Consider the following 17,745-nt stretch of genomic DNA (forward strand, 5'->3'; position numbering starts at 1 on the left):
CCCTTCTACAAGACCAGCGTGACGTTCTCCCCCAGTGACCTCGGCGATCTCGCGACAAAACTCACCCCGGGCATGCCCGTCGAAGTCTATATCGAAACCGAAGAAAGAACCGTCATCTCGTTCCTCGCAAAGCCATTCACCGACCAGATCACGAGGGCCTTCAGAGAGGAATAGGCGGTATCGCATCCCGTCCATGACATGGCTGAAGCCCAGATGCTGCATGGCCAGTTGAGGCAGCGGGCTTCAGTACACGATATTCCGGATCACCGGTTGATTCATGGGGCTGCTGCTGGGTTCTAAGGTCCTGCGCGATGCCATGGTGAGAGAAACCCGTGGCTGGGGAGGTAACTCTGCATCACGTCGACAACCCGTTAGGCACTCAGTTGTCGCCTATTTCTGCGGTATGGACAAAATAAGAAATTGGCGGATGGGGTGGGATTCGAACCCACGGTACGGTCTCCCGCACGCCGGTTTTCAAGACCGGTTCCTTAAACCACTCGGACACCCATCCGGACGGCTGCGTTATGCGCAAAGCCGCGGGATTTGGCAAGGGTGCGGCTGAGCAAATTGTCCGACAAAGGCGAGGTCCATGCGTGGGCCCGTGACCCGTTGCGACATCGCCGAGCAGCAACCATGCGTTAACCATGTTCGCAGAAGTCGGCCGCCACGATCGTTCAAATTGTGACTTTTCCCATTTTGGCCATTTTTGCACAGCCTTCATTGCGCGCAAGTGAGGGGAGGCATGGGGGCCTCTTGGACAGGGCGCAGATGATCAGCGCCCGCGATCTGAAGTGGGACACATGCATCTGACGACGCGCGGCCTCTTGGCCAATTCCGGGAAGTGGCTGGCGCTAACCCTGCTCTGTGCCTTTACCGCCTCCTGCTCGACCACCAAGGACACGGCCGAAAAGCCAAAGCGCTCGAAGGAATATTTCGCCGAGTCCGTTTATGGCGTTAAGGCGAGCCCGCGGGTTGTGGCGAGCGGTCCGATCCCGAAGGGTGGTGGCCGCTATATGGTCGGCAAGCCCTATGTCGTGAAGGGCAAGACCTTCGTGCCGAAGGAGAATCCGCGCTACGACAAGGTGGGTGTTGCGTCCTGGTACGGCGATGCCTTCCATGGCCGGCTTACCGCCAATGGCGAGCTCTACGACAAGGAACATCTGTCGGCCGCACATCCGACATTGCCTCTGCCGAGTTATGCCCGCGTCACCAATCTCAATACCGGCAGCTCTGTCATCGTGCGAATCAATGATCGCGGACCGTTCCACAAGGGGCGCATCATCGATTTGTCGCGCAAGACGGCTGACATGCTCGACATGAAGCACAGCGGAACCGGTGAGGTGCGGGTGCAGTATATCGGGCCGGCACGCATGGACGGCCACGATATGCCCTATCTGATGGCCTCTTACATCCGCAAGGGCGAGCGCGGACCGGTCATCGATCCGGGCGGCCAGATCGCCTCCGGCGTCATGGTCGCGTCCAACGATGTCGCAACGCCGCAGTTCCGACCGACCGTCGATCCGGTCTACCAGACGGCACTCAGCGGCTCGACACCGAGCAGCAGTGCTGCATCTCAGACGCTCGATGCTCAGGCGCTGATGCAGACGGGTGCAGCAGCCCCGAGTGCCGTGGTCTCAGGCGAAAGCTTCGCGGCCCTTCCGGACTTTGGGCCGATGCCGATGGCGCGTCCTCACCATATCGACGGTTACGACGGATCCGGCTATGCGGCAGCCTATGCACCGGAACGTCCGGAAGCCGGCGCGCTTGCCTTCGAGGCTATTCTCGTGCGCAATGAGGGCCTCACCGAGCGTTCGATTCTCGCTTCGGTCGCAAAGGGCGGCATCACGCTCTCCAGCGGGCGCTGAACCCGCAGCGACCGCGCTGGAATAGGCGCATCACTGTTGAGCCGGCCAGCCGAAGTGTGAACATGCGTCTTATCCTCTCCGCCTTCCTGCTGCTGGCATTGCTGTCGCCAAACGGGTCCATCACGAGCACCGCACGGGCGCAGGCCGTTCCGACACCGCAGCTGATCGAAACCAAGGCGGCCCAGGCCTATTTGGTCGAGGCGTCGACCGGCACGGTTCTGCTCGCCAAGAACGAGCGCCAGAGCTTTGCCCCGGCGTCGCTTGCCAAGCTGATGACGCTTGAAGTGGTCTTCGATGCGCTCAGAAAGGGCGAAATCAGGCCGGAAACGATCTATCCGGTCTCGGAATATGCCTGGCGGACAGGCGGCGCACCGTCCCGCACCTCGACAATGTTCGCGGCCGTGAAAAGCCAGGTTCCGGTCGCCGATCTGATCAGGGGCATCGCTGTGCAGACGGCCAATGACGGCTGCCTGATCATTGCCGAGGGCATGGCTGGATCGGAGGCGAAGTTCGTCGAGCGGATGAATGCGCGGGCGGCCCAACTCGGCCTTGCCGACAGCCGTTTCGGCAATGCCACCGGTTTGCCGCATCCAGACAACAGGTCGACCCTCTATGATCTTGTAAAGCTCTCACGCCATCTGGTGGCGACCTATCCCGATCTATACCAGACCTTCGGCCTGCCGGAATTCGAGTGGAACAAGATCCTGCAGCGTAACCGCAATCCGCTTCTGTCATTCGGCGCCGATGGGCTTGGGACGGGCTTTGCCGAGGGCAGCGGCTTTGCCATTGTCGCCTCGATGGAGCGCGACGGGCGGCGGCTGTTTCTGGGGCTGAGCGGCGTTGCAACCGACAAGGAGCGGACAGAAGAGGCGCGTCGTTTACTGAGCTGGGGTTTCGACAGCTTCGAGATGCGTACGCTGTTCAAGCCAGGCGAGATCATCGGTGAGGCGAGCGTTTATGGCGGGGCGCAGTCCAAGGTCCCGCTGGTCGCCGCGCAGCCGGTGGAAGTTTATGTCCCCGTCAACAATCCCGAACGCCTGCAGGCGCGCATCGTCTATCGCTGGCCGCTCAATCCGCCGCTCGCAGCCGACGCCGAGATCGCCACGCTCAATGTCCTGTCCGGCGATCGACCGCTGGTCAGTGTTCCCTTGAAAAGTGCCGAAGCTGTCGAAGTCGGAACGCTCAGTCAGCGGGCCTGGGATGCCTTGATCGAACTCCTGTTCTTCTGGATCTGACGGAAAATTTGGAGCCTCCAGGTCATCAGCGGTTTCGCAGGCTGCCATCTTGGTTTAGAGCCGTAGGCTAGCCCCAAAGGGCAGGTTCTGAAACGCTTCAGGCGGGAAGTAGCAAGGCATTGACGACGGCGCGCGGATTGTTCGTGAGTTTCGAGGGAGGCGAGGGGGCCGGGAAGTCGACCCAGATCCGTCTTCTCGCCGATAACCTGCGCGCCAAGGGGCATACGGTCATCACCACACGCGAGCCGGGCGGATCGCCAGGTGCTGAAGCGCTGCGCCATGTGCTCCTCTCCGGCGCCGCCGAGGCCTTCGGTGTGCGGATGGAGGCGCTGCTGTTTGCCGCCGCGCGTGCCGATCACCTGGATTGCGTGATCCGGCCGGCACTCGCCCGCGGCGACATCGTGCTCTGCGACCGCTTCGTCGATTCCTCCCGCGTCTATCAGGGTGTCACCGGCAATATCGAACCGCCACTGATGGCCGCCCTCGAGCGAGTCTCGATCGGCACAACCATGCCCGATGTCACACTCGTTCTCGACCTCCCGGCTGATGTCGGCCTGCAGCGCGCCCGCAGACGGGCAGGTGAGGAGGCCGCAACTGCCGCCCCCGACCGCTTCGAAAAGGAAAAGCTCGAGATCCACGAGAAGCGCAGACAGGGCTTCCTCGATATTGCCAGCCGTGAACCGGAACGCTGCCGCGTCATCGATGCGTCGCTCGACCAGGGACGGATCGCCAGCGATATTCTGTCCGAGGTGGTCGAGGTCATTGCGCGCAAGGCGACAACTGGCGCCGATGGCGGACAGGCGGCGCGCCCATGAGCGAAGAGAGGGCAGGGCTTCTCGACGGGGCGATTGCACCCGTCAGCAATCGGCATCTCTTCGGTCACGAGGCCGCAGAGGCCTTTCTTGCGCGCAGCTACCGCTCGGGCAAAGGACACCACGCCATCCTGGTCGAGGGGCCTGAAGGCATCGGCAAGGCGACGCTCGCCTTTCGTTTCGCCAATCACATCTTGCGCCATCCGGATCCCACAAGCGCACCGGAGGTCATCTCGGATCCGGATCCGGAGCATCCTGTGACCCGCCAACTCGCCTCGGGGGCAAGTCACAATCTCCTGCATCTGTCGCGACCGGTCGATGAAAAGTCCGGACGGGTGAAGACCGCAATCACCGTCGACGAGGTCCGCAAGGCCGGGCACTTCTTCGCCCAGACCTCCGGCACTGGAAACTGGCGCATCGTCATCATCGACCCGGCCGACGATTTGAACCGCAATGCGGCCAACGCGATCCTGAAGATCCTCGAGGAGCCGCCGAAGCGGGCAATGTTCCTGGTGCTCTCCCATGCCCCAGGCAAGCTTTTGCCGACCATTCGCTCGCGCTGCCTGCCGCTCCGGCTGCACGAACTGCCGCCGCAGGCGATGGATCAGGCGCTCGGACAACTGGGGCTCACGATCCCGACCGAGAAGCGCGAAGCCGTGTTGACGCTCGCCAAGGGCAGCGTGGCGCGGGCGTTGAAGCTCGTCAATTATGGTGGCGCCGACATTCTCGATGCTTTCGAACAGATGCTTTCTGCATCCGGGCCCGCGCAGCGCAAGATGATGTTCAAGATCGCCGATGCGCTCTCGGGCAAGGATAGCGAAGTCGCCTTCGGCTTCTTTGTCGAACATCTGGGCGATCACCTGGCCGAGGCCGCGAGAAGCCTTGCGCTCGCGGGCGATCTCTCCGGCGCCGAGCACTATGCGCGGCTCTCGTCTGTTATCAATCAGCAGCTCGGCATTGCCTCGGCCTACAATCTCGATCGCAAGCAGACCATGCTCGACGTGCTGGCGGCCATCGTGCGCTGACCGGCGCGAGTACCCATCTTCACGGCGCTGCAGCAAAACGGATGTTCCTAAAGCCAGAGGAATGTTTTAAGAGCGTTCGACCCCATTTGTTTTCGCCGTTCATGGCAGGCCGCCCCGCGCCGCCATGGTCACGCTCCGAGACAACAGCACACGACAATCGCAACCGACGAAAAGACAACAAGAAGCCATGAGCGATCCCTTCTACATCACGACTGCCATCTCCTATCCGAACGGCAAGCCGCATATCGGCCATGCCTATGAGCTGATCGCGACCGACGCCATGGCGCGGTTTCACCGGCTCGACGGTCGGGACGTGTTCTTCCTGACGGGCACGGACGAACACGGGCAGAAGATGCAGCAGACGGCACGCGCCGAGGGCATTTCGCCGGAAGAGCTTGCCGAGCGGAACTCCAACGAATTCCGCGAGATGGGCAAGCTGCTCAATTCCTCGAACGACGACTTCATCCGCACGACCGAACAGCGCCATCACGAGACGGTGCAGGAAGTCTGGCGCCGGATGGAGAAGAACGGTGACGTCTACAAGGGCGGCTATGCCGGCTGGTATTCGGTGCGCGACGAGGCCTATTACCAGGAAGAGGAAACCGAGCTGCGTGCTGACGGCGTGCGCTACGGTCCGCAAGGCACGCCGGTCGAATGGGTGGAAGAGGAAAGCTATTTCTTCAAGCTATCCGCCTATGAAGACAAGCTTCTGAAACTCTACGAGGACCAGCCCGACTTCATCGGTCCGAACGAGCGCCGCAACGAGGTGATCTCCTTCGTCAAGTCGGGCCTCAAGGATCTGTCGATCTCGCGCACGACCTTCGACTGGGGCATCAAGGTGCCCGGCGACGACAAGCATGTCATGTATGTCTGGGTCGATGCGCTGACGAACTACATCACGGCGACGGGATATGTCGAAGACGAGAACGGTCCGCGGGCCAAGTATTGGCCGGCCGACGTGCATATCATCGGCAAGGACATCATCCGCTTCCACGCCGTCTACTGGCCGGCCTTCCTGATGTCGGCGGGTCTGCCTTTGCCTCGCCGTGTCTACGCCCATGGCTTCCTGCTCAACAAGGGCGAGAAGATGTCGAAGTCGCTCGGCAACGTCGTCGATCCGGTGAACCTTGTGAACCATTTCGGCCTCGACCAGGTGCGCTATTTCTTCCTGCGCGAAGTCTCCTTCGGCCAGGACGGCAGCTATTCGGAAGAAGGGATCGGCACGCGTATCAATGCCGACCTCGCAAATGGCATCGGCAATCTGGCGTCGCGCTCGCTGTCGATGATCAACAAGAACTGCGAGGGCAGGGTGCCGACACCCGGTCCGCTCACCGCAGAAGACGAGGCGATCCTGAAGATTGCCGACGAGGCGATCGACATCTGCCGCGAAGAGATGGGCAAGCAGCAGATCCACAAGGCGGTCGCCGCCATCATCAACATCGTCAACGAAGCCGACCGCTACTTCGCAGCACAAGCGCCGTGGGTTCTGAAGAAGACCGACGAGGCGCGCATGGGCACGGTGCTTTATGTGACGGCCGACGTCGTTCGCCAGATTGCGATCCTGTTCCAGCCGATCATGCCGGAAACCTCCGCGAAGATCCTCGATCTGGTCGCCGTGGCTGAGGAAGATCGCGTCTTCGCCAAGCTCGGCGCTGCCGGTCGTCTGCAGCCAGGAACCGAACTGCCGGCACCGTCGCCGGTCTATCCGCGCTACGTCGCTCCGGAAGCGGGCAAGGCCTGACCGATGCTGATCGATACCCACTGCCATCTGGACTTCGCCGATTTCGATAGCGAGCGTGACGAACTGGTCACGCGCGCCCATCAGGCGGGCGTCAAGCAGATGGTGACGATCTCGACCAGGGTCAGGAAGCTCGAGACGCTGCTTTCGCTCACCGAGCAATATCCCAGCGTCTTCTGCTCGGTCGGCACGCATCCGAACAATGCCAATGAAGAGCTGGACGTGACGGCGGACGAGCTGGTGCGGCTGGCGGAAAGCCACGAAAAGATCGTGGCGATCGGCGAGGCGGGGCTCGACTATTTCTACGACACGCAGAAGCCCGAGGACCAGAAGACGGGCCTGATCCGCCACATCGAGGCGGCCCGGCGCACGGGGCTGCCGCTCGTCATCCACAGCCGCAGCGCCGATGAGGACATGGCTGCAATCCTGACGGAAGAAACAGGGAAGGGCGCCTTTCCCTTCATCCTGCATTGCTTCTCGTCCGGTCAGGCGCTTGCCGATACCGGCGTAGCACTTGGTGGCTATGTCTCCTTCTCCGGCATCGTCACCTTTCCAAAATCGGAGGAATTGCGCGAGATCGCAAAGTCGGTGCCGATGGACCGCCTACTCGTCGAGACGGACGCGCCTTATCTCGCGCCGAAGCGCTGGCGTGGAAAACGCAACGAACCGTCCTATGTGGTCAACACGGCCGAGGTTCTGGCCGAGGTCAAGGGCGTGAGCTACGCGGAGATGGCAGACGTGACGACAGAGAACGCCTTCCGCTGCTTTTCGAAAATGCCAAGGCTGAGCTGAGGGAACCCTGATGCAGGTCACGCGCCGGTTCACGCTGCTCGGTTGCTCGTCGTCTCCAGGTGTGCCCCGGATCAATGGCGACTGGGGCAATTGCGACCCCAACAATCCGCGCAATCGGCGCACCCGCGCATCCTTCTTGATCGAGCAGATCGGACCTAATGGTGGCAAGACGACGGTCGTCGTCGATACCGGCCCCGACTTTCGCGAGCAGATGATCCGCGCCCGGGTCGAGTATATCGATGCCGTGGTTTACAGCCATGCGCATGCCGACCACCTACATGGGATCGATGATCTCAGAGGCTACTTCATCACGCAGAAGAACCGCATTCCGATTTATGCGGAGCCCGCGACCATGGCCCGCATCGAGGAAGGCTTCGGCTACTGCCTGAGGACGCCGCCGGGTAGTGGCTATCCGCCGATCGTGGCACCCCACATCATCGAGGACATGGCAGAACCGATTGTCATCGACGGCGCAGGCGGGCCCATATCACTCTTGCCGCTGGAGCAGCAGCATGGCGACATCATCTCGCTCGGCCTCAGGATCGGCAATGTCGCCTATTGCTGCGACGTATCGGATTTCCCCGATGCGACGGTTGCCAAGCTTGGCGGCCTCGATCTGCTCTACATCGATGCCCTTCAATACAGGCCGCATCCAAGCCATCTGTCCCTCGATCAGGCGCTCGACTGGATCGCACGGTTTTCGCCTGGCCATGCCGTGCTGACGCACATGCACACGCCGCTCGACTATGAAACCGTCATGGGCGAGACGCCGCCGGCTGTCGAGCCGGGTTATGATGGTCATGCCGTGGAAATTCAGATAGTTATCTGACTATATTGCTAGGTGACTATAGAAACGCCTTAGAAAACATTGCTTCTATATGCTTTTTTCGGATTGAGGACGACTAAACGAGTTCGACTCTCACCAGATAGAGAACGAAAGCGGCCGTTCCGAGCGTAAGCAGCGGCCAGCGGATCTCGCGCTGGAGGATCAGCTTGGGAGCACAGAAAGCCGCAATCACGGCGACCGCCCACCATCCCATCGAGGCATTTGCGAGCACCAATCCAAGGCAGATGATCACCACTGTTGCTCCGAGGGTCATCTCGATTTCGGAGGTCCCGTCAGCCGTTTTCCAAAGCATCAGACCTGCACTGGGCAGACTGGCGGCGCAGGCAATGACGAGAAGTGCAGGGCTAAGATCCATGGGCGCTCCGTGCTGACGGAGACTGCCGAGCAAGCCGTGTGCCACTGCGGCCAAATGGGCGAGGGGGATCGATATCGGCTCATGAAAACCGATCTGCCTCTGCCTTCCCGCCGAGACACATGTTGCATTGCCGTAAATTTGGGCTTAGTGCGGAAAAGATAAGCAGTTGGAGGCGTTTCCGCGATGAACTTCATGCGCCGCACGCGTCTGCGGCAGATAGCCGGCTGGCTCGGAGATCGACCGTTCTTCGCACCCATACTGACCGGCGCGACACTTGGTGATCGGCTCATTGGTTGCCTGGGTGCGCTGATCGGCATCTGCCTGACCGGAATGGTCTGCAATCTGGCGATCGGCGGAGATCCGCAACTGCCTTTGATCGTGGCCCCGATGGGCGCTTCTGCCGTGCTTTTGTTCGCCGTTCCGGCGAGTCCGCTGGCTCAGCCATGGCCGATCGTCGGCGGCAATACGATTTCCGCTCTGGTCGGCGTGGCCGTCGCGCACCTGGTTTCCGATCCGCTTCTCGCCGTGGGGCTTGCGGTTTCACTCGCGATCCTCGCCATGTCACTGACCCGGTCGCTGCATCCGCCGGGCGGTGCTGCTGCACTGACGGCCGTGATAGGAGGTGCGGCGGTCGCAAGATCGGGCTTCTGGTTTCCGCTGGTGCCGGTGGCGATCAATGCCCTGATCCTGGTCGCGCTCGGCATGCTGTTCCATCGGCTGGCCGGACGATGCTATCCCCATCGTCCGGCGGTGGCGCCCGTCAATCAGCATGAAACGAAGGATGTCCCGCCAGCCTTGCGTGTCGGCTTCACCAGCGCCGACATCGATGCAGCCATCGCCAAGAACCAGGAAACGCTCGATATCAGCCGTGACGATCTCGACGCCTTGTTGCGTGAGGTCGAGCACGAGGCACTCATCCGCCAGCATGCAGCGCTGGCTGTGGCCGACGTCATGTCATGCGATGTCGTCACAGTGATGGCCGACGAAACACCGGAAGAAGCGCAGCGGCTGCTGTTGCAGCACAAGATCCGGACGCTGCCGATCCTGGACCAGACAGGCCGACTGATTGGCCAGGTCGGTCTGCGCGAGCTGGCCGCAGCAATGGATACGGTTCGTCTGCCAGTAGCCGAAGCCGTGACCGCCAGGCCGAGCGAACCGGCGGTCGCATTGCTGCCGAGACTGACGGATGGTCTGAGCCACATCGTCATTGTCACCGACGACGACAGACGCGTGCTCGGCGTGGTGTCGCAGACCGATCTGCTTGCGACCTTGGCCCGGAGCCTGGCTCACGGTGCTACAATGACGACGCCCACGGCGGTCTGAGGCGGAGGCGCCGTGGCAACTCACGCACTCGCGCCCCACACCCGTGACGTTCATGAGTTCCATAATCTATCTTATGCGATCTTTGGATGTTGTCTTTCCGGGCAGGCTCCGCCGTTCCCGGCCTTCTCCCGTTGACAATGATCCGACGTCAGTCGTCCGATCCAGTTGAATGGCGCAGAGCTCGGCCCCAGGCGATCCTCAGATCGCCCCCGTGACGCGCAGAGCCGACAACACCACGCCACCGATCAAGACGGTTGAAGACGCGATCGTCGCGAGGACCAAAGCGACAAGCCGGATCGCCGAAACATGCGGTGAGATTTCCAGTTCGAAATTCTGCCGTATCACGTCTGGATTGCGGCAGACGATCTCGAAGCGCCCCGGAGCATCACAATTGAATGAGCCAAGCGGAATGATCCTTCGTCCCCGCATGTCCGATCGTCTCACCTGAAACAGCGCTCGACCATGGGAGCGATAGTCGCACGGCGCGCCTGTGTCGCGGTTCGTGATCGCAAAAGACGCGGAGAAATGCGACGTACCGGCAATGAAGGTCAGCGGCGGGATGACGACGCAGATCGTATATCGTCCCGCGGCCGGCAGCACGAATTGCTGGGGTCCGCCCGCAGCGGAGAACCGGTGCTTCACCTGTGGGACGATGACGCGTCTGAGCCGCGTAACGCATAACACCAAGATGTAGCCGCCCGCGATTGCAGTGGCGGCTGGTACAGCGAGCGACTGAAGAGTTTCCAGCGCCATCTCCGTTCACGTCCTTTTTCGTTCTTAAGAGCACAGCTCAACTCGGCAAATCTCGATCGCTGCCAGTCGCCCTTAGAGATCTGCCACATGCAGGATGGTCTTGGCCGAGATTTCCGTCTCCGAGGGATAGCCAAAGGCGTTGTTGATGTAGGTGACGCCGTCGATCTCCTTGTTGCGGTTCAGGTGACTGTGGCCGTAAAAATGCTTGGATGCGCCGAGCGCCCGGATCCGCGCTTCGAGCCTGTTGGTGCCGAGCACCGGAAACAGCGCCTTGTGCTTTTCCGGATAGCGCGCTGGCATCAGGTCGATGCGCGGCACGAAATGTGAGACACTGTAGACGGTGGCGTAGCCAGACGTGTCCGGGATGACATTCATGGCGTCGAAACGCGCGGCAACCTCCGCAGGCGCAAGGCCCTCCCAATTGCATTTGTAGAAGTCCATCCAGCCGCGGCGAATGGTCGGACCGGGTTCGCCGAAGGAATAATCATACCAGGCGAGCAAAGGCACGATCAGCGTCTGGCCAAGCGCGAGCGACCCTGTCTCGATGCCGTAGTCCCGGCAAAGCGCGTTCAGCGTCTCGAATTTCTCGAAGGAGGGTCCCTTCCCGCTTCTCGCCGTCCATAGATCGTGATTGCCCGGCAGAAAGAGCAGCTTGGCATAGCGCGGCACCAGTTCGTCGAAACTGGCTTTCACCAGATCGAGTTCGTCGGAGAGATCGCCGGCGACGATCAGCACGTCATCGGTGAAGTCTGCGCGAGAGAGGCCACGCAGCCAGTCAAGGTTCTGACGGTAATCGACATGAAAATCGGATCCGAGAAAGAGGCGCATGCTCAGCGGATCCGGAAAGGATTGGAAAACATGTTAGCCTTCTAGCGGATTCTGGCACTTCGGCAAGAGACGGCGAGGTCCCGACATCCCGCCCTACTGCTTCAGTCAACGACACCTGGCAGAGGTGGGGCAGACCCCCCTTCCCGCCACTCAGCGACAAGCCGCAGTGGCAGAACGGCCCGAATGTCTTCCGCATTGGCGGCAATCACGAGCTCGTAGTCGCCCGCTTCGGCGATCCAGTCCCGGGCCTGCGGATCGAAATAGGCGAGATCGCGGATCCCGATCGAGAGCTTGGCTGTCGCCGTCTGACCTGCCGGAATGGCAAGCTTTGCAAAGGCCTTGAGCTCTTTGACCGGGCGCGGCAGGCGCGCGGACTTAGGCTTGACATAGAGCTGTACCAGCTCGGCCCCTGCCCGCTTGCCTGAATTCTTGACCTTGACCTCAACAGTGACGCCGTCCGGACCCATCTCGGTGCTGAAAGAACGCGGTGCGGACCAGTCGAAGCTCGTGTAAGACAGGCCGAAACCGAAGGGGAAGAGCGGCTTGACGCCATCCGCATCATGGTGCCGGTAGCCGACCGCGAGGCCTTCCGCGTAGACGACATGGCCGTTCTCGCCCGGATACGTTCTGGGATCACCTGTAATGGCGGAATTGTCGGAAAGACGCTGTGGGAAGGTCTGCGGCAGACGGCCGCCGGGTTCGGCATCGCCGAAGAGCACGTCGGCAATCGCATTGCCGGCCTCCTGACCCGGATACCAGGCCTCGATGACCGCCGACACCTTGTCGAGCCATGGCATTTCGACCGGGCCGCCGGTCTGGAGGACGACAACGGTGCGCGGATTGACCGCTGCGACCTTCTCGATCAGTTCCTCCTGCCGCCCGGGCAGGCGCATGTTGGGCAGGTCGAGGCCTTCGGTATCCCACTCCCCTTCCCGGCCGACGACCAGCACGGCCACATCGCAGGCCTTTGCCTGTTCGACAGCTTCGGCAATCGCCGCATCGGAGGTCGGGAATTCCACGCCGAAGCGGACGGCACGGATCTCGATGCCCTCATAACCCTCAGGCATCGCGCGATAATCAACACGGATCTCGTAAGTGCGGCCGGCTTCGAGCGGCTTTTCGACACGCACTTCGGTATTCCCGAGGCCGAAGAAATTGTCGCCCTTCGCCCAGCCGGTTTCGCCATCCACGACTAGTTCACCATCGACATAGAGCTTGGCGAAGCCCGCATTGGTGAGGCCGAAGACATGCGAGCCCGTCTCTTCCGGACGGAAGCGGGTCGTCACGCGGGCAGAAAAATTCCGTGGGTTGAGCGAGCCATCCGGCATGTCGAGCCAGAAGAACTGGCTTTCTTCAGCCGTCGAGCTATGAACGGCCGGGCCGGACCAGTCGCGCCCGTGGAAGAACTCGACCGAGACCTCGCCGCGGATCATCTGCGTCAGGCGATTGTTCCGGCAGGCCTTCAGATGGATCACCCGGTTGGTGCCGGAGAGCGCGCTCTTGATGCCCTCGAGCGGGCTCACCTTGTAATGCGCATTGATCTGGGCGCTGCCGCCGCCCATGACGCGCGATTCGGCGGCATTCGGACCAATCACGGCGATCCGGTCGAGCGCCGCCTTGTCGAATGGCAGGATGCCGTCGTTTTTCAGGAGCACCATGCCGTCTGCGCCAAGCTTACGGATCAGGGCACGATGCTCTGGCCGGTCAACGGCCCGTTCCTCATGCATCGAGGGATCTGCGAAAGAGCCAACGCGCTCCAGGAGCAGCAGGATGCGGCGGGCGGCGGCCTTGACGGTTTCCGCTGGCACCCTACCCTCGCGAACGGCAGCCACCAGTTTGTCCCCGCGATCGCGCGTCGGACCAGGCATTTCGAGATCAAGGCCGCCGATGACAGAAGCTTCCGTCGTATGCGAGCCGAACCAATCGGACATGACGATGCCGTCATAGCCCCATTCCTCGCGCAAGAGTTCCGTCAGCAGCCAGTGGTTTTCGCTGGTCCAGACCCCGTTCAGGCGGTTGTAGGAGGACATGATCGCCCAGACGCCGGCCTGTTTTACCGCGGCTTCGAAGGGCGGCAGATAGATTTCACGTAGGGTGCGTTCGTCGAGATCCGACGACATGGTCTGCCGCTCGACTTCGCTGTCATTGGCAATGAAATGCTTGATCGTGGCGGCGATGCCCTGCGACTGCACCCCCTCGATATAGGCCACTGCCAGCGCCGAGGTCAGCATCGGGTCCTCCGAATAGCATTCGAAGTTGCGACCATTGAGACCCGAACGATGAATGTTGACGGTCGGTGCGAGCAGCACGCGGGCACTTTTCGTCTTCGCTTCCTCGGCCAGTGCTACGCCCATCTCGCGCACCAGCTCGGGGTTCCAGCTGGCCCCGATGCCGATGGCTGCGGGGAAGCAGGCCGATTTCACACCGCCGACCAGCGAGCCCCCGCCCCGTGCGCCGTTCGGCCCGTCGGTCACCTTGATCTTGGGAATGCCGAGGCGTTCGACAGCAACTGTAGTCCAGAAATCCGCGCCGGCCAGCAGAGCTACCTGCTCTTCGAGTGTCATCTGGTCGAGCAATTGGTCGAGCATGGCAGGGCTCCTCGTCACGCTAGGCAGTCAGCATTACTCGCGGCCACGTTGCAACCGCGCTTATCCGTTCTGCTTTAAAGCGGTTTTCGGCGTGCCTTGTCCAGCCTTGGGCAGGGTCAACCGTGCGCCTCTGCTCACGATCTCGCGATGAGCGACATCAAATTGTCATCAGGCCTTTTCGTCCCGGCGAATCGTCCTATCCTTTTAATTCGGACTTCCTGAAACAAGGGGATGATGATGAGCATGCGGATTGGAGTTGCCCTATTTCTCACGGCCGGCCTGCTCGCTGCCCCGGCCATGGCCCAGCAGGATGTGAAAACCGAGGTCGCAGGCCTCGCGAAAGATGTCATCGAGCAGCAGATCGCAGCCTTCCTCAACGATGACGCGACGACCGCCTATTCCTTTGCCTCGCCGGAGATCAAGTCGGTCTTTCCCAATGCCGAACGCTTCTTCGAAATGGTGAAGAAGAGCTATGGCCCGGTCTACCGGCCCGGCAACTACGCCTTCGGCCGCCACCAGGTCTCGCCTGACGGCACGGTCGCCTATCAGGAAGTGCTGATCTCGGCGCCCGACGGCAAGGACTGGGCCGTCTATTACGAGTTGAAGCGCCAGCGCGATGGGCAGTTCGCCATCAACGGTGTCCGCATCAAACGCGAAACCAACAGTCAGGGCATCTGATCTGACAGATGGGTGCGCGGCATGACCACCCTGCCCTGACGTCCATCAGACCGGGTCGATATCGCCGCGTGCCCACATCTCGATCGTTTCGGCCTTGAAGTCCTCAAAGCGGTCCTCGGCGATCGCCTGGCGGATTCCCTGCATCAGCTCCTGATAGTAGCTGAGGTTGTTCCAGGACAGGAGCATACCGCCGAGCGCTTCATTCGAACGCACCAGGTGGTGCAGATAGGCGCGCGAATAGTCGCGGGTCGCGGGGCAGGAGGACTGCTCGTCGAGCGGGCGCATATCCTCGGCGTGACGGGCATTGCGGATGTTGACCTTGCCGCGTCGGGTGAAGGCGAGACCGTGGCGGCCGGAACGGGTCGGCATCACGCAATCGAACATGTCGATACCCTCTGCGACCGATTTCAGCATATCGTCAGGCGTGCCGACGCCCATCAGGTAACGCGGCTTTTCGGTGGGAAGCACCGGCAGCGTGATGCGCAGCATGTCGAGCATGACGGCCTGCGGCTCGCCGACGGCAAGACCGCCGATGGAGTAACCCTTCAGATCGAGCTGCTTCAGGCCCTCCGCCGAGCGGATGCGCAGTGCCGGCTGGTCGCCGCCCTGGACGATACCGAACATAGCCTTGCCGGGCTGGTTGCCGAAGGCCACGCGGCAACGTTCGGCCCAGCGCAGCGACAGTTCCATGGCGCGTTCGATCTCGCGCGGCTCGTTGGGCAGCGCCACGCATTCGTCGAGCTGCATCTGGATGTCGCTGTCGAGCAGGCCCTGGATCTCGATCGAGCGCTCCGGCGACATGTGGTGCAGCGAGCCGTCGACATGGCTCTTGAAGGTCACGCCCTGCTCGTCGAGCTTGCGTAGACCCGACAACGACATGACCTGGAAGCCTCCGCTATCGGTCAGGATCGGGCCGGGCCAGCGGATCAGTTCATGCAGACCGCCGAGACGGGCAACGCGTTCAGGACCGGGGCGCAGCATCAGGTGATAGGTGTTGCCGAGGATGATGTCGGCACCGCCTTCCTTGACCTGATCGAGATACATCGCCTTGACCGTGCCGACGGTTCCAACAGGCATGAAGGCCGGCGTGCGGATCGTGCCGCGCGGCATGGTGATCTCGCCGAGGCGCGCCTTGCCGCTGGTGGCCTTGAGATTGAAGGTAAAATTCTCGGACATCGGTCAGTCGTCTTTCCGGAAGAGAAGGCTGGAATCGCCATAGGAGTAGAAGCGGTAGCCGGTCTCGATGGCGTGGGCATAGGCCTGGCGCATCGTGTCGAGGCCGGCAAAGGCGGACACCAGCATGAAGAGTGTGGATTTGGGCAGGTGAAAATTGGTCATCAGCAAGTCCACCGCCTTGAAGCGATAGCCGGGCGTGATGAAGATGCCGGTTGCACCCGACCAGGCTGGAATGTGGCCATTGTCTTCGGCGGCACTCTCCAGCAGGCGAAGCGAGGTCGTGCCGACGGCGATGATCCGATTGCCGCGCGCGCGCACCGCATTCAGGGCAGCAGCCGTCTTCGCGTCGATATGGCCGATTTCCTCGTGCATCTTGTGCTCGGCGGTATCATCAGCCTTCACCGGCAGGAAGGTGCCGGCGCCGACATGCAGGGTGACAAAGTGACGTTCGATACCGGCGGCGTCGAGCTTGGCGAAGAGATCTGGCGTGAAATGCAGGCCAGCGGTCGGGGCCGCAACGGCGCCCTCTTCGCGGGCATAGATGGTCTGGTAGTCGGCGCGATCCTTTTCGTCCTCCGGCCGCTTGGCGGCGATGTAGGGCGGAAGCGGGATATGGCCGACGGTGGCGATGGCCTGATCGAGATCGGGGCCAGAGAGATCGAAGGCGAGGGTGATTTCGCCCGCCTCCCCCTTTTCGGCGACGGTTGCGACGAGCGAACCCGCAAGGCAGGCCGCGCTCTCACCCTGCCCGACACCGAAATCGATGCGATCACCCTGCTTGATACGCTTGCCGGGCTTGGCAAAGGCCTTCCACCTGGAGGTACTGACGCGCATGTGCAACGTGCATGAGACGGCGATCTCCTCGGCGCCTTCCCTATGCCGGATGCCCTCGAGCTGCGCCGGAATGACCTTGGTGTCGTTGAACACAAGCGCATCGCCGGGCCTCAAGAAGGACGGCAGATCATAGACATGATGGTCTTCGAGAACGGGTTCGTCCTCCGGGCGGACGACGAGAAAACGCGCATGATCCCGCGGGCTCGCGGGCCTCAGCGCAATATTGTCGTCCGGCAGGTCGAAATCGAAGAGATCTACACGCATCGCTTTCCATCAGGTCTGGCTTGGCGGGTCTAAACGCGAAAACCCGCCCGGGTGCCATGCACCGAGGCGGGCTTCCGAAGATGAAGCCAATCAGGCGTCGGCGGCAACCTTCATCGAGACGATCGAATCGGGATCGCTGACAGGCTCGCCCTTCTTGATCTGGTCGATGATGTCCATGCCTTCGATGACCTGGCCCCAGACAGAGTATTGCTTGTTGAGCCATGGCGCATCGGTGAAGCAGACGAAGAACTGCGAATTGGCCGAGTTCGGGCTCTGCGAGCGCGCCATGGAGCAGGTGCCGCGAACATGCGGCGTGGCCGAGAATTCAGCCTTCAGGTCAGGCTTGTCCGAACCGCCCATGCCGGCGCGGCCAGGGTTGAAGTCTGCGCCGCCCTTCTTGCCGAACTTGACGTCACCCGTCTGCGCCATGAAGTCAGGGATGACGCGGTGGAAGACAACGCCGTCATAGGCGCCTTCACGCGACAGTTCCTTGATGCGGGCAACATGGCCAGGGGCCAGATCCGGGAAGAGCGCGATGACGACCTTGCCCTTGGTGGTTTCCATCAGGATGGTGTTTTCCGGATCCTTGATCTCGGCCATGGTGTTTCTCCTTGGTTGGGGCTTCTCGCCCA

16 protein-coding genes and 1 tRNA gene are annotated in these 17,745 nt (G+C 61.7%); 9 read left to right on the forward strand and 8 right to left on the reverse strand.

All coding sequences use genetic code 11. The features are described 5' to 3' along the window. Positions 1-421 precede the first annotated feature (421 nt). A tRNA-Ser gene (locus tag QWE_RS18455) sits at positions 422-511 on the reverse strand. Between the two features lie 289 nt (positions 512-800). On the opposite strand from QWE_RS18455, the gene QWE_RS18460 reads away from it, so the two are divergent. The 7 genes from QWE_RS18460 (at position 801) to QWE_RS18490 (ending at position 8,296) form a co-directional block, all read left to right on the forward strand. After that, positions 801-1,865: a septal ring lytic transglycosylase RlpA family protein gene (locus tag QWE_RS18460; protein ID WP_006727689.1), complete on the forward strand. Its 1,065-nt coding sequence runs from the start codon at positions 801-803 to the stop codon at positions 1,863-1,865. 62 nt (positions 1,866-1,927) lie between these two features. Further along, positions 1,928-3,100: a D-alanyl-D-alanine carboxypeptidase family protein gene (locus tag QWE_RS18465; RefSeq protein WP_006727690.1), complete on the forward strand. Its 1,173-nt coding sequence runs from the start codon at positions 1,928-1,930 to the stop codon at positions 3,098-3,100. Positions 3,101-3,219: 119 nt separating this feature from the next. Then, positions 3,220-3,915 (forward strand): dTMP kinase, encoded by a 696-nt coding sequence (tmk, locus tag QWE_RS18470; protein ID WP_006727691.1) that lies wholly within the window; start codon positions 3,220-3,222, stop codon positions 3,913-3,915. Continuing rightward, the gene (locus QWE_RS18475) at positions 3,912-4,937 is read left to right on the forward strand and encodes a DNA polymerase III subunit delta' (protein ID WP_006727692.1); all 1,026 of its coding nucleotides are present in this window, start codon (positions 3,912-3,914) and stop codon (positions 4,935-4,937) included. The genes tmk and QWE_RS18475 overlap by 4 nt, the downstream gene beginning before the upstream one ends. 124 nt (positions 4,938-5,061) lie before the next feature. Continuing rightward, complete coding sequence (gene metG / locus QWE_RS18480; RefSeq protein ID WP_276307003.1) at positions 5,062-6,678, forward strand: methionine--tRNA ligase; 1,617 nt, start codon at positions 5,062-5,064, stop codon at positions 6,676-6,678. Between the two features lie 3 nt (positions 6,679-6,681). After that, positions 6,682-7,467 carry a TatD family hydrolase gene (locus QWE_RS18485; protein WP_006727694.1) on the forward strand — a complete coding sequence of 262 codons (786 nt, stop codon included), beginning with the start codon at positions 6,682-6,684 and terminating at the stop codon, positions 7,465-7,467. 10 nt (positions 7,468-7,477) lie between these two features. Continuing rightward, positions 7,478-8,296: an MBL fold metallo-hydrolase gene (locus QWE_RS18490; protein ID WP_006727695.1), complete on the forward strand. Its 819-nt coding sequence runs from the start codon at positions 7,478-7,480 to the stop codon at positions 8,294-8,296. Between the two features lie 73 nt (positions 8,297-8,369). Here QWE_RS18490 and QWE_RS18495 read toward each other — a convergent pair whose 3' ends face one another. Beyond that, complete coding sequence (locus QWE_RS18495; protein ID WP_006727696.1) at positions 8,370-8,669, reverse strand: hypothetical protein; 300 nt, start codon at positions 8,667-8,669, stop codon at positions 8,370-8,372. A 192-nt stretch (positions 8,670-8,861) separates the two neighbouring features. On the opposite strand from QWE_RS18495, the gene QWE_RS18500 reads away from it, so the two are divergent. After that, the gene (locus QWE_RS18500; protein ID WP_052018228.1) at positions 8,862-9,992 is read left to right on the forward strand and encodes an HPP family protein; all 1,131 of its coding nucleotides are present in this window, start codon (positions 8,862-8,864) and stop codon (positions 9,990-9,992) included. A 198-nt stretch (positions 9,993-10,190) separates the two neighbouring features. Here QWE_RS18500 and QWE_RS18505 read toward each other — a convergent pair whose 3' ends face one another. The 3 genes from QWE_RS18505 to QWE_RS18515 all read right to left on the reverse strand — a co-directional run bounded on the left by QWE_RS18505 (position 10,191) and on the right by QWE_RS18515 (position 14,161). After that, positions 10,191-10,745 (reverse strand): hypothetical protein, encoded by a 555-nt coding sequence (locus QWE_RS18505; RefSeq protein WP_006727698.1) that lies wholly within the window; start codon positions 10,743-10,745, stop codon positions 10,191-10,193. Between the two features lie 72 nt (positions 10,746-10,817). Next, a complete protein-coding gene (locus tag QWE_RS18510) occupies positions 10,818-11,573 on the reverse strand; it encodes a metallophosphoesterase (RefSeq protein WP_006727699.1) in 756 nt (251 codons plus the stop codon). 101 nt (positions 11,574-11,674) lie between these two features. After that, complete coding sequence (locus QWE_RS18515; RefSeq protein ID WP_006727700.1) at positions 11,675-14,161, reverse strand: glycoside hydrolase family 3 C-terminal domain-containing protein; 2,487 nt, start codon at positions 14,159-14,161, stop codon at positions 11,675-11,677. Positions 14,162-14,398: 237 nt separating this feature from the next. Between QWE_RS18515 and QWE_RS18520 the strand changes: the two genes are divergently transcribed. After that, positions 14,399-14,839 carry a DUF4864 domain-containing protein gene (locus tag QWE_RS18520; RefSeq protein WP_240532583.1) on the forward strand — a complete coding sequence of 147 codons (441 nt, stop codon included), beginning with the start codon at positions 14,399-14,401 and terminating at the stop codon, positions 14,837-14,839. A gap of 45 nt (positions 14,840-14,884) precedes the next feature. Here QWE_RS18520 and tgt read toward each other — a convergent pair whose 3' ends face one another. From tgt to QWE_RS18535, 3 genes are all read right to left on the reverse strand, one after another. After that, positions 14,885-16,015 carry a tRNA guanosine(34) transglycosylase Tgt gene (tgt, locus tag QWE_RS18525; protein WP_006727702.1) on the reverse strand — a complete coding sequence of 377 codons (1,131 nt, stop codon included), beginning with the start codon at positions 16,013-16,015 and terminating at the stop codon, positions 14,885-14,887. 3 nt (positions 16,016-16,018) lie between these two features. Next, positions 16,019-17,113 (reverse strand): tRNA preQ1(34) S-adenosylmethionine ribosyltransferase-isomerase QueA, encoded by a 1,095-nt coding sequence (gene queA / locus QWE_RS18530; protein ID WP_006727703.1) that lies wholly within the window; start codon positions 17,111-17,113, stop codon positions 16,019-16,021. A 90-nt stretch (positions 17,114-17,203) separates the two neighbouring features. Then, positions 17,204-17,713: a peptidylprolyl isomerase gene (locus tag QWE_RS18535; protein ID WP_006727704.1), complete on the reverse strand. Its 510-nt coding sequence runs from the start codon at positions 17,711-17,713 to the stop codon at positions 17,204-17,206. Positions 17,714-17,745: the final 32 nt, after the last annotated feature.

The organism is Agrobacterium albertimagni AOL15 (assembly GCF_000300855.1).
GTDB classification, from domain to species: Bacteria; Pseudomonadota; Alphaproteobacteria; order Rhizobiales; family Rhizobiaceae; genus Allorhizobium; species Allorhizobium albertimagni.

Excerpts from the sequence above, each read along its gene's own strand:
- QWE_RS18460 (WP_006727689.1), top strand. The coding sequence starts at position 801 with ATGCATCTGACGACGCGCGGCCTCTTGGCCAATTCCGGGAAGTGGCTG.
- QWE_RS18465 (WP_006727690.1), top strand. The coding sequence starts at position 1,928 with ATGCGTCTTATCCTCTCCGCCTTCCTGCTGCTGGCATTGCTGTCGCCA.
- QWE_RS18475 (WP_006727692.1), top strand. The coding sequence starts at position 3,912 with ATGAGCGAAGAGAGGGCAGGGCTTCTCGACGGGGCGATTGCACCCGTC.
- metG (WP_276307003.1), top strand. The coding sequence starts at position 5,062 with ATGGTCACGCTCCGAGACAACAGCACACGACAATCGCAACCGACGAAA.
- QWE_RS18485 (WP_006727694.1), top strand. The coding sequence starts at position 6,682 with ATGCTGATCGATACCCACTGCCATCTGGACTTCGCCGATTTCGATAGC.
- QWE_RS18490 (WP_006727695.1), top strand. The coding sequence starts at position 7,478 with ATGCAGGTCACGCGCCGGTTCACGCTGCTCGGTTGCTCGTCGTCTCCA.
- QWE_RS18495 (WP_006727696.1), bottom strand. The coding sequence starts at position 8,669 with ATGGATCTTAGCCCTGCACTTCTCGTCATTGCCTGCGCCGCCAGTCTG.
- QWE_RS18500 (WP_052018228.1), top strand. The coding sequence starts at position 8,862 with ATGCGCCGCACGCGTCTGCGGCAGATAGCCGGCTGGCTCGGAGATCGA.
- QWE_RS18505 (WP_006727698.1), bottom strand. The coding sequence starts at position 10,745 with ATGGCGCTGGAAACTCTTCAGTCGCTCGCTGTACCAGCCGCCACTGCA.
- QWE_RS18510 (WP_006727699.1), bottom strand. The coding sequence starts at position 11,573 with ATGCGCCTCTTTCTCGGATCCGATTTTCATGTCGATTACCGTCAGAAC.
- QWE_RS18515 (WP_006727700.1), bottom strand. The coding sequence starts at position 14,161 with ATGCTCGACCAATTGCTCGACCAGATGACACTCGAAGAGCAGGTAGCT.
- QWE_RS18520 (WP_240532583.1), top strand. The coding sequence starts at position 14,399 with ATGAGCATGCGGATTGGAGTTGCCCTATTTCTCACGGCCGGCCTGCTC.
- tgt (WP_006727702.1), bottom strand. The coding sequence starts at position 16,015 with ATGTCCGAGAATTTTACCTTCAATCTCAAGGCCACCAGCGGCAAGGCG.
- queA (WP_006727703.1), bottom strand. The coding sequence starts at position 17,113 with ATGCGTGTAGATCTCTTCGATTTCGACCTGCCGGACGACAATATTGCG.
- QWE_RS18535 (WP_006727704.1), bottom strand. The coding sequence starts at position 17,713 with ATGGCCGAGATCAAGGATCCGGAAAACACCATCCTGATGGAAACCACC.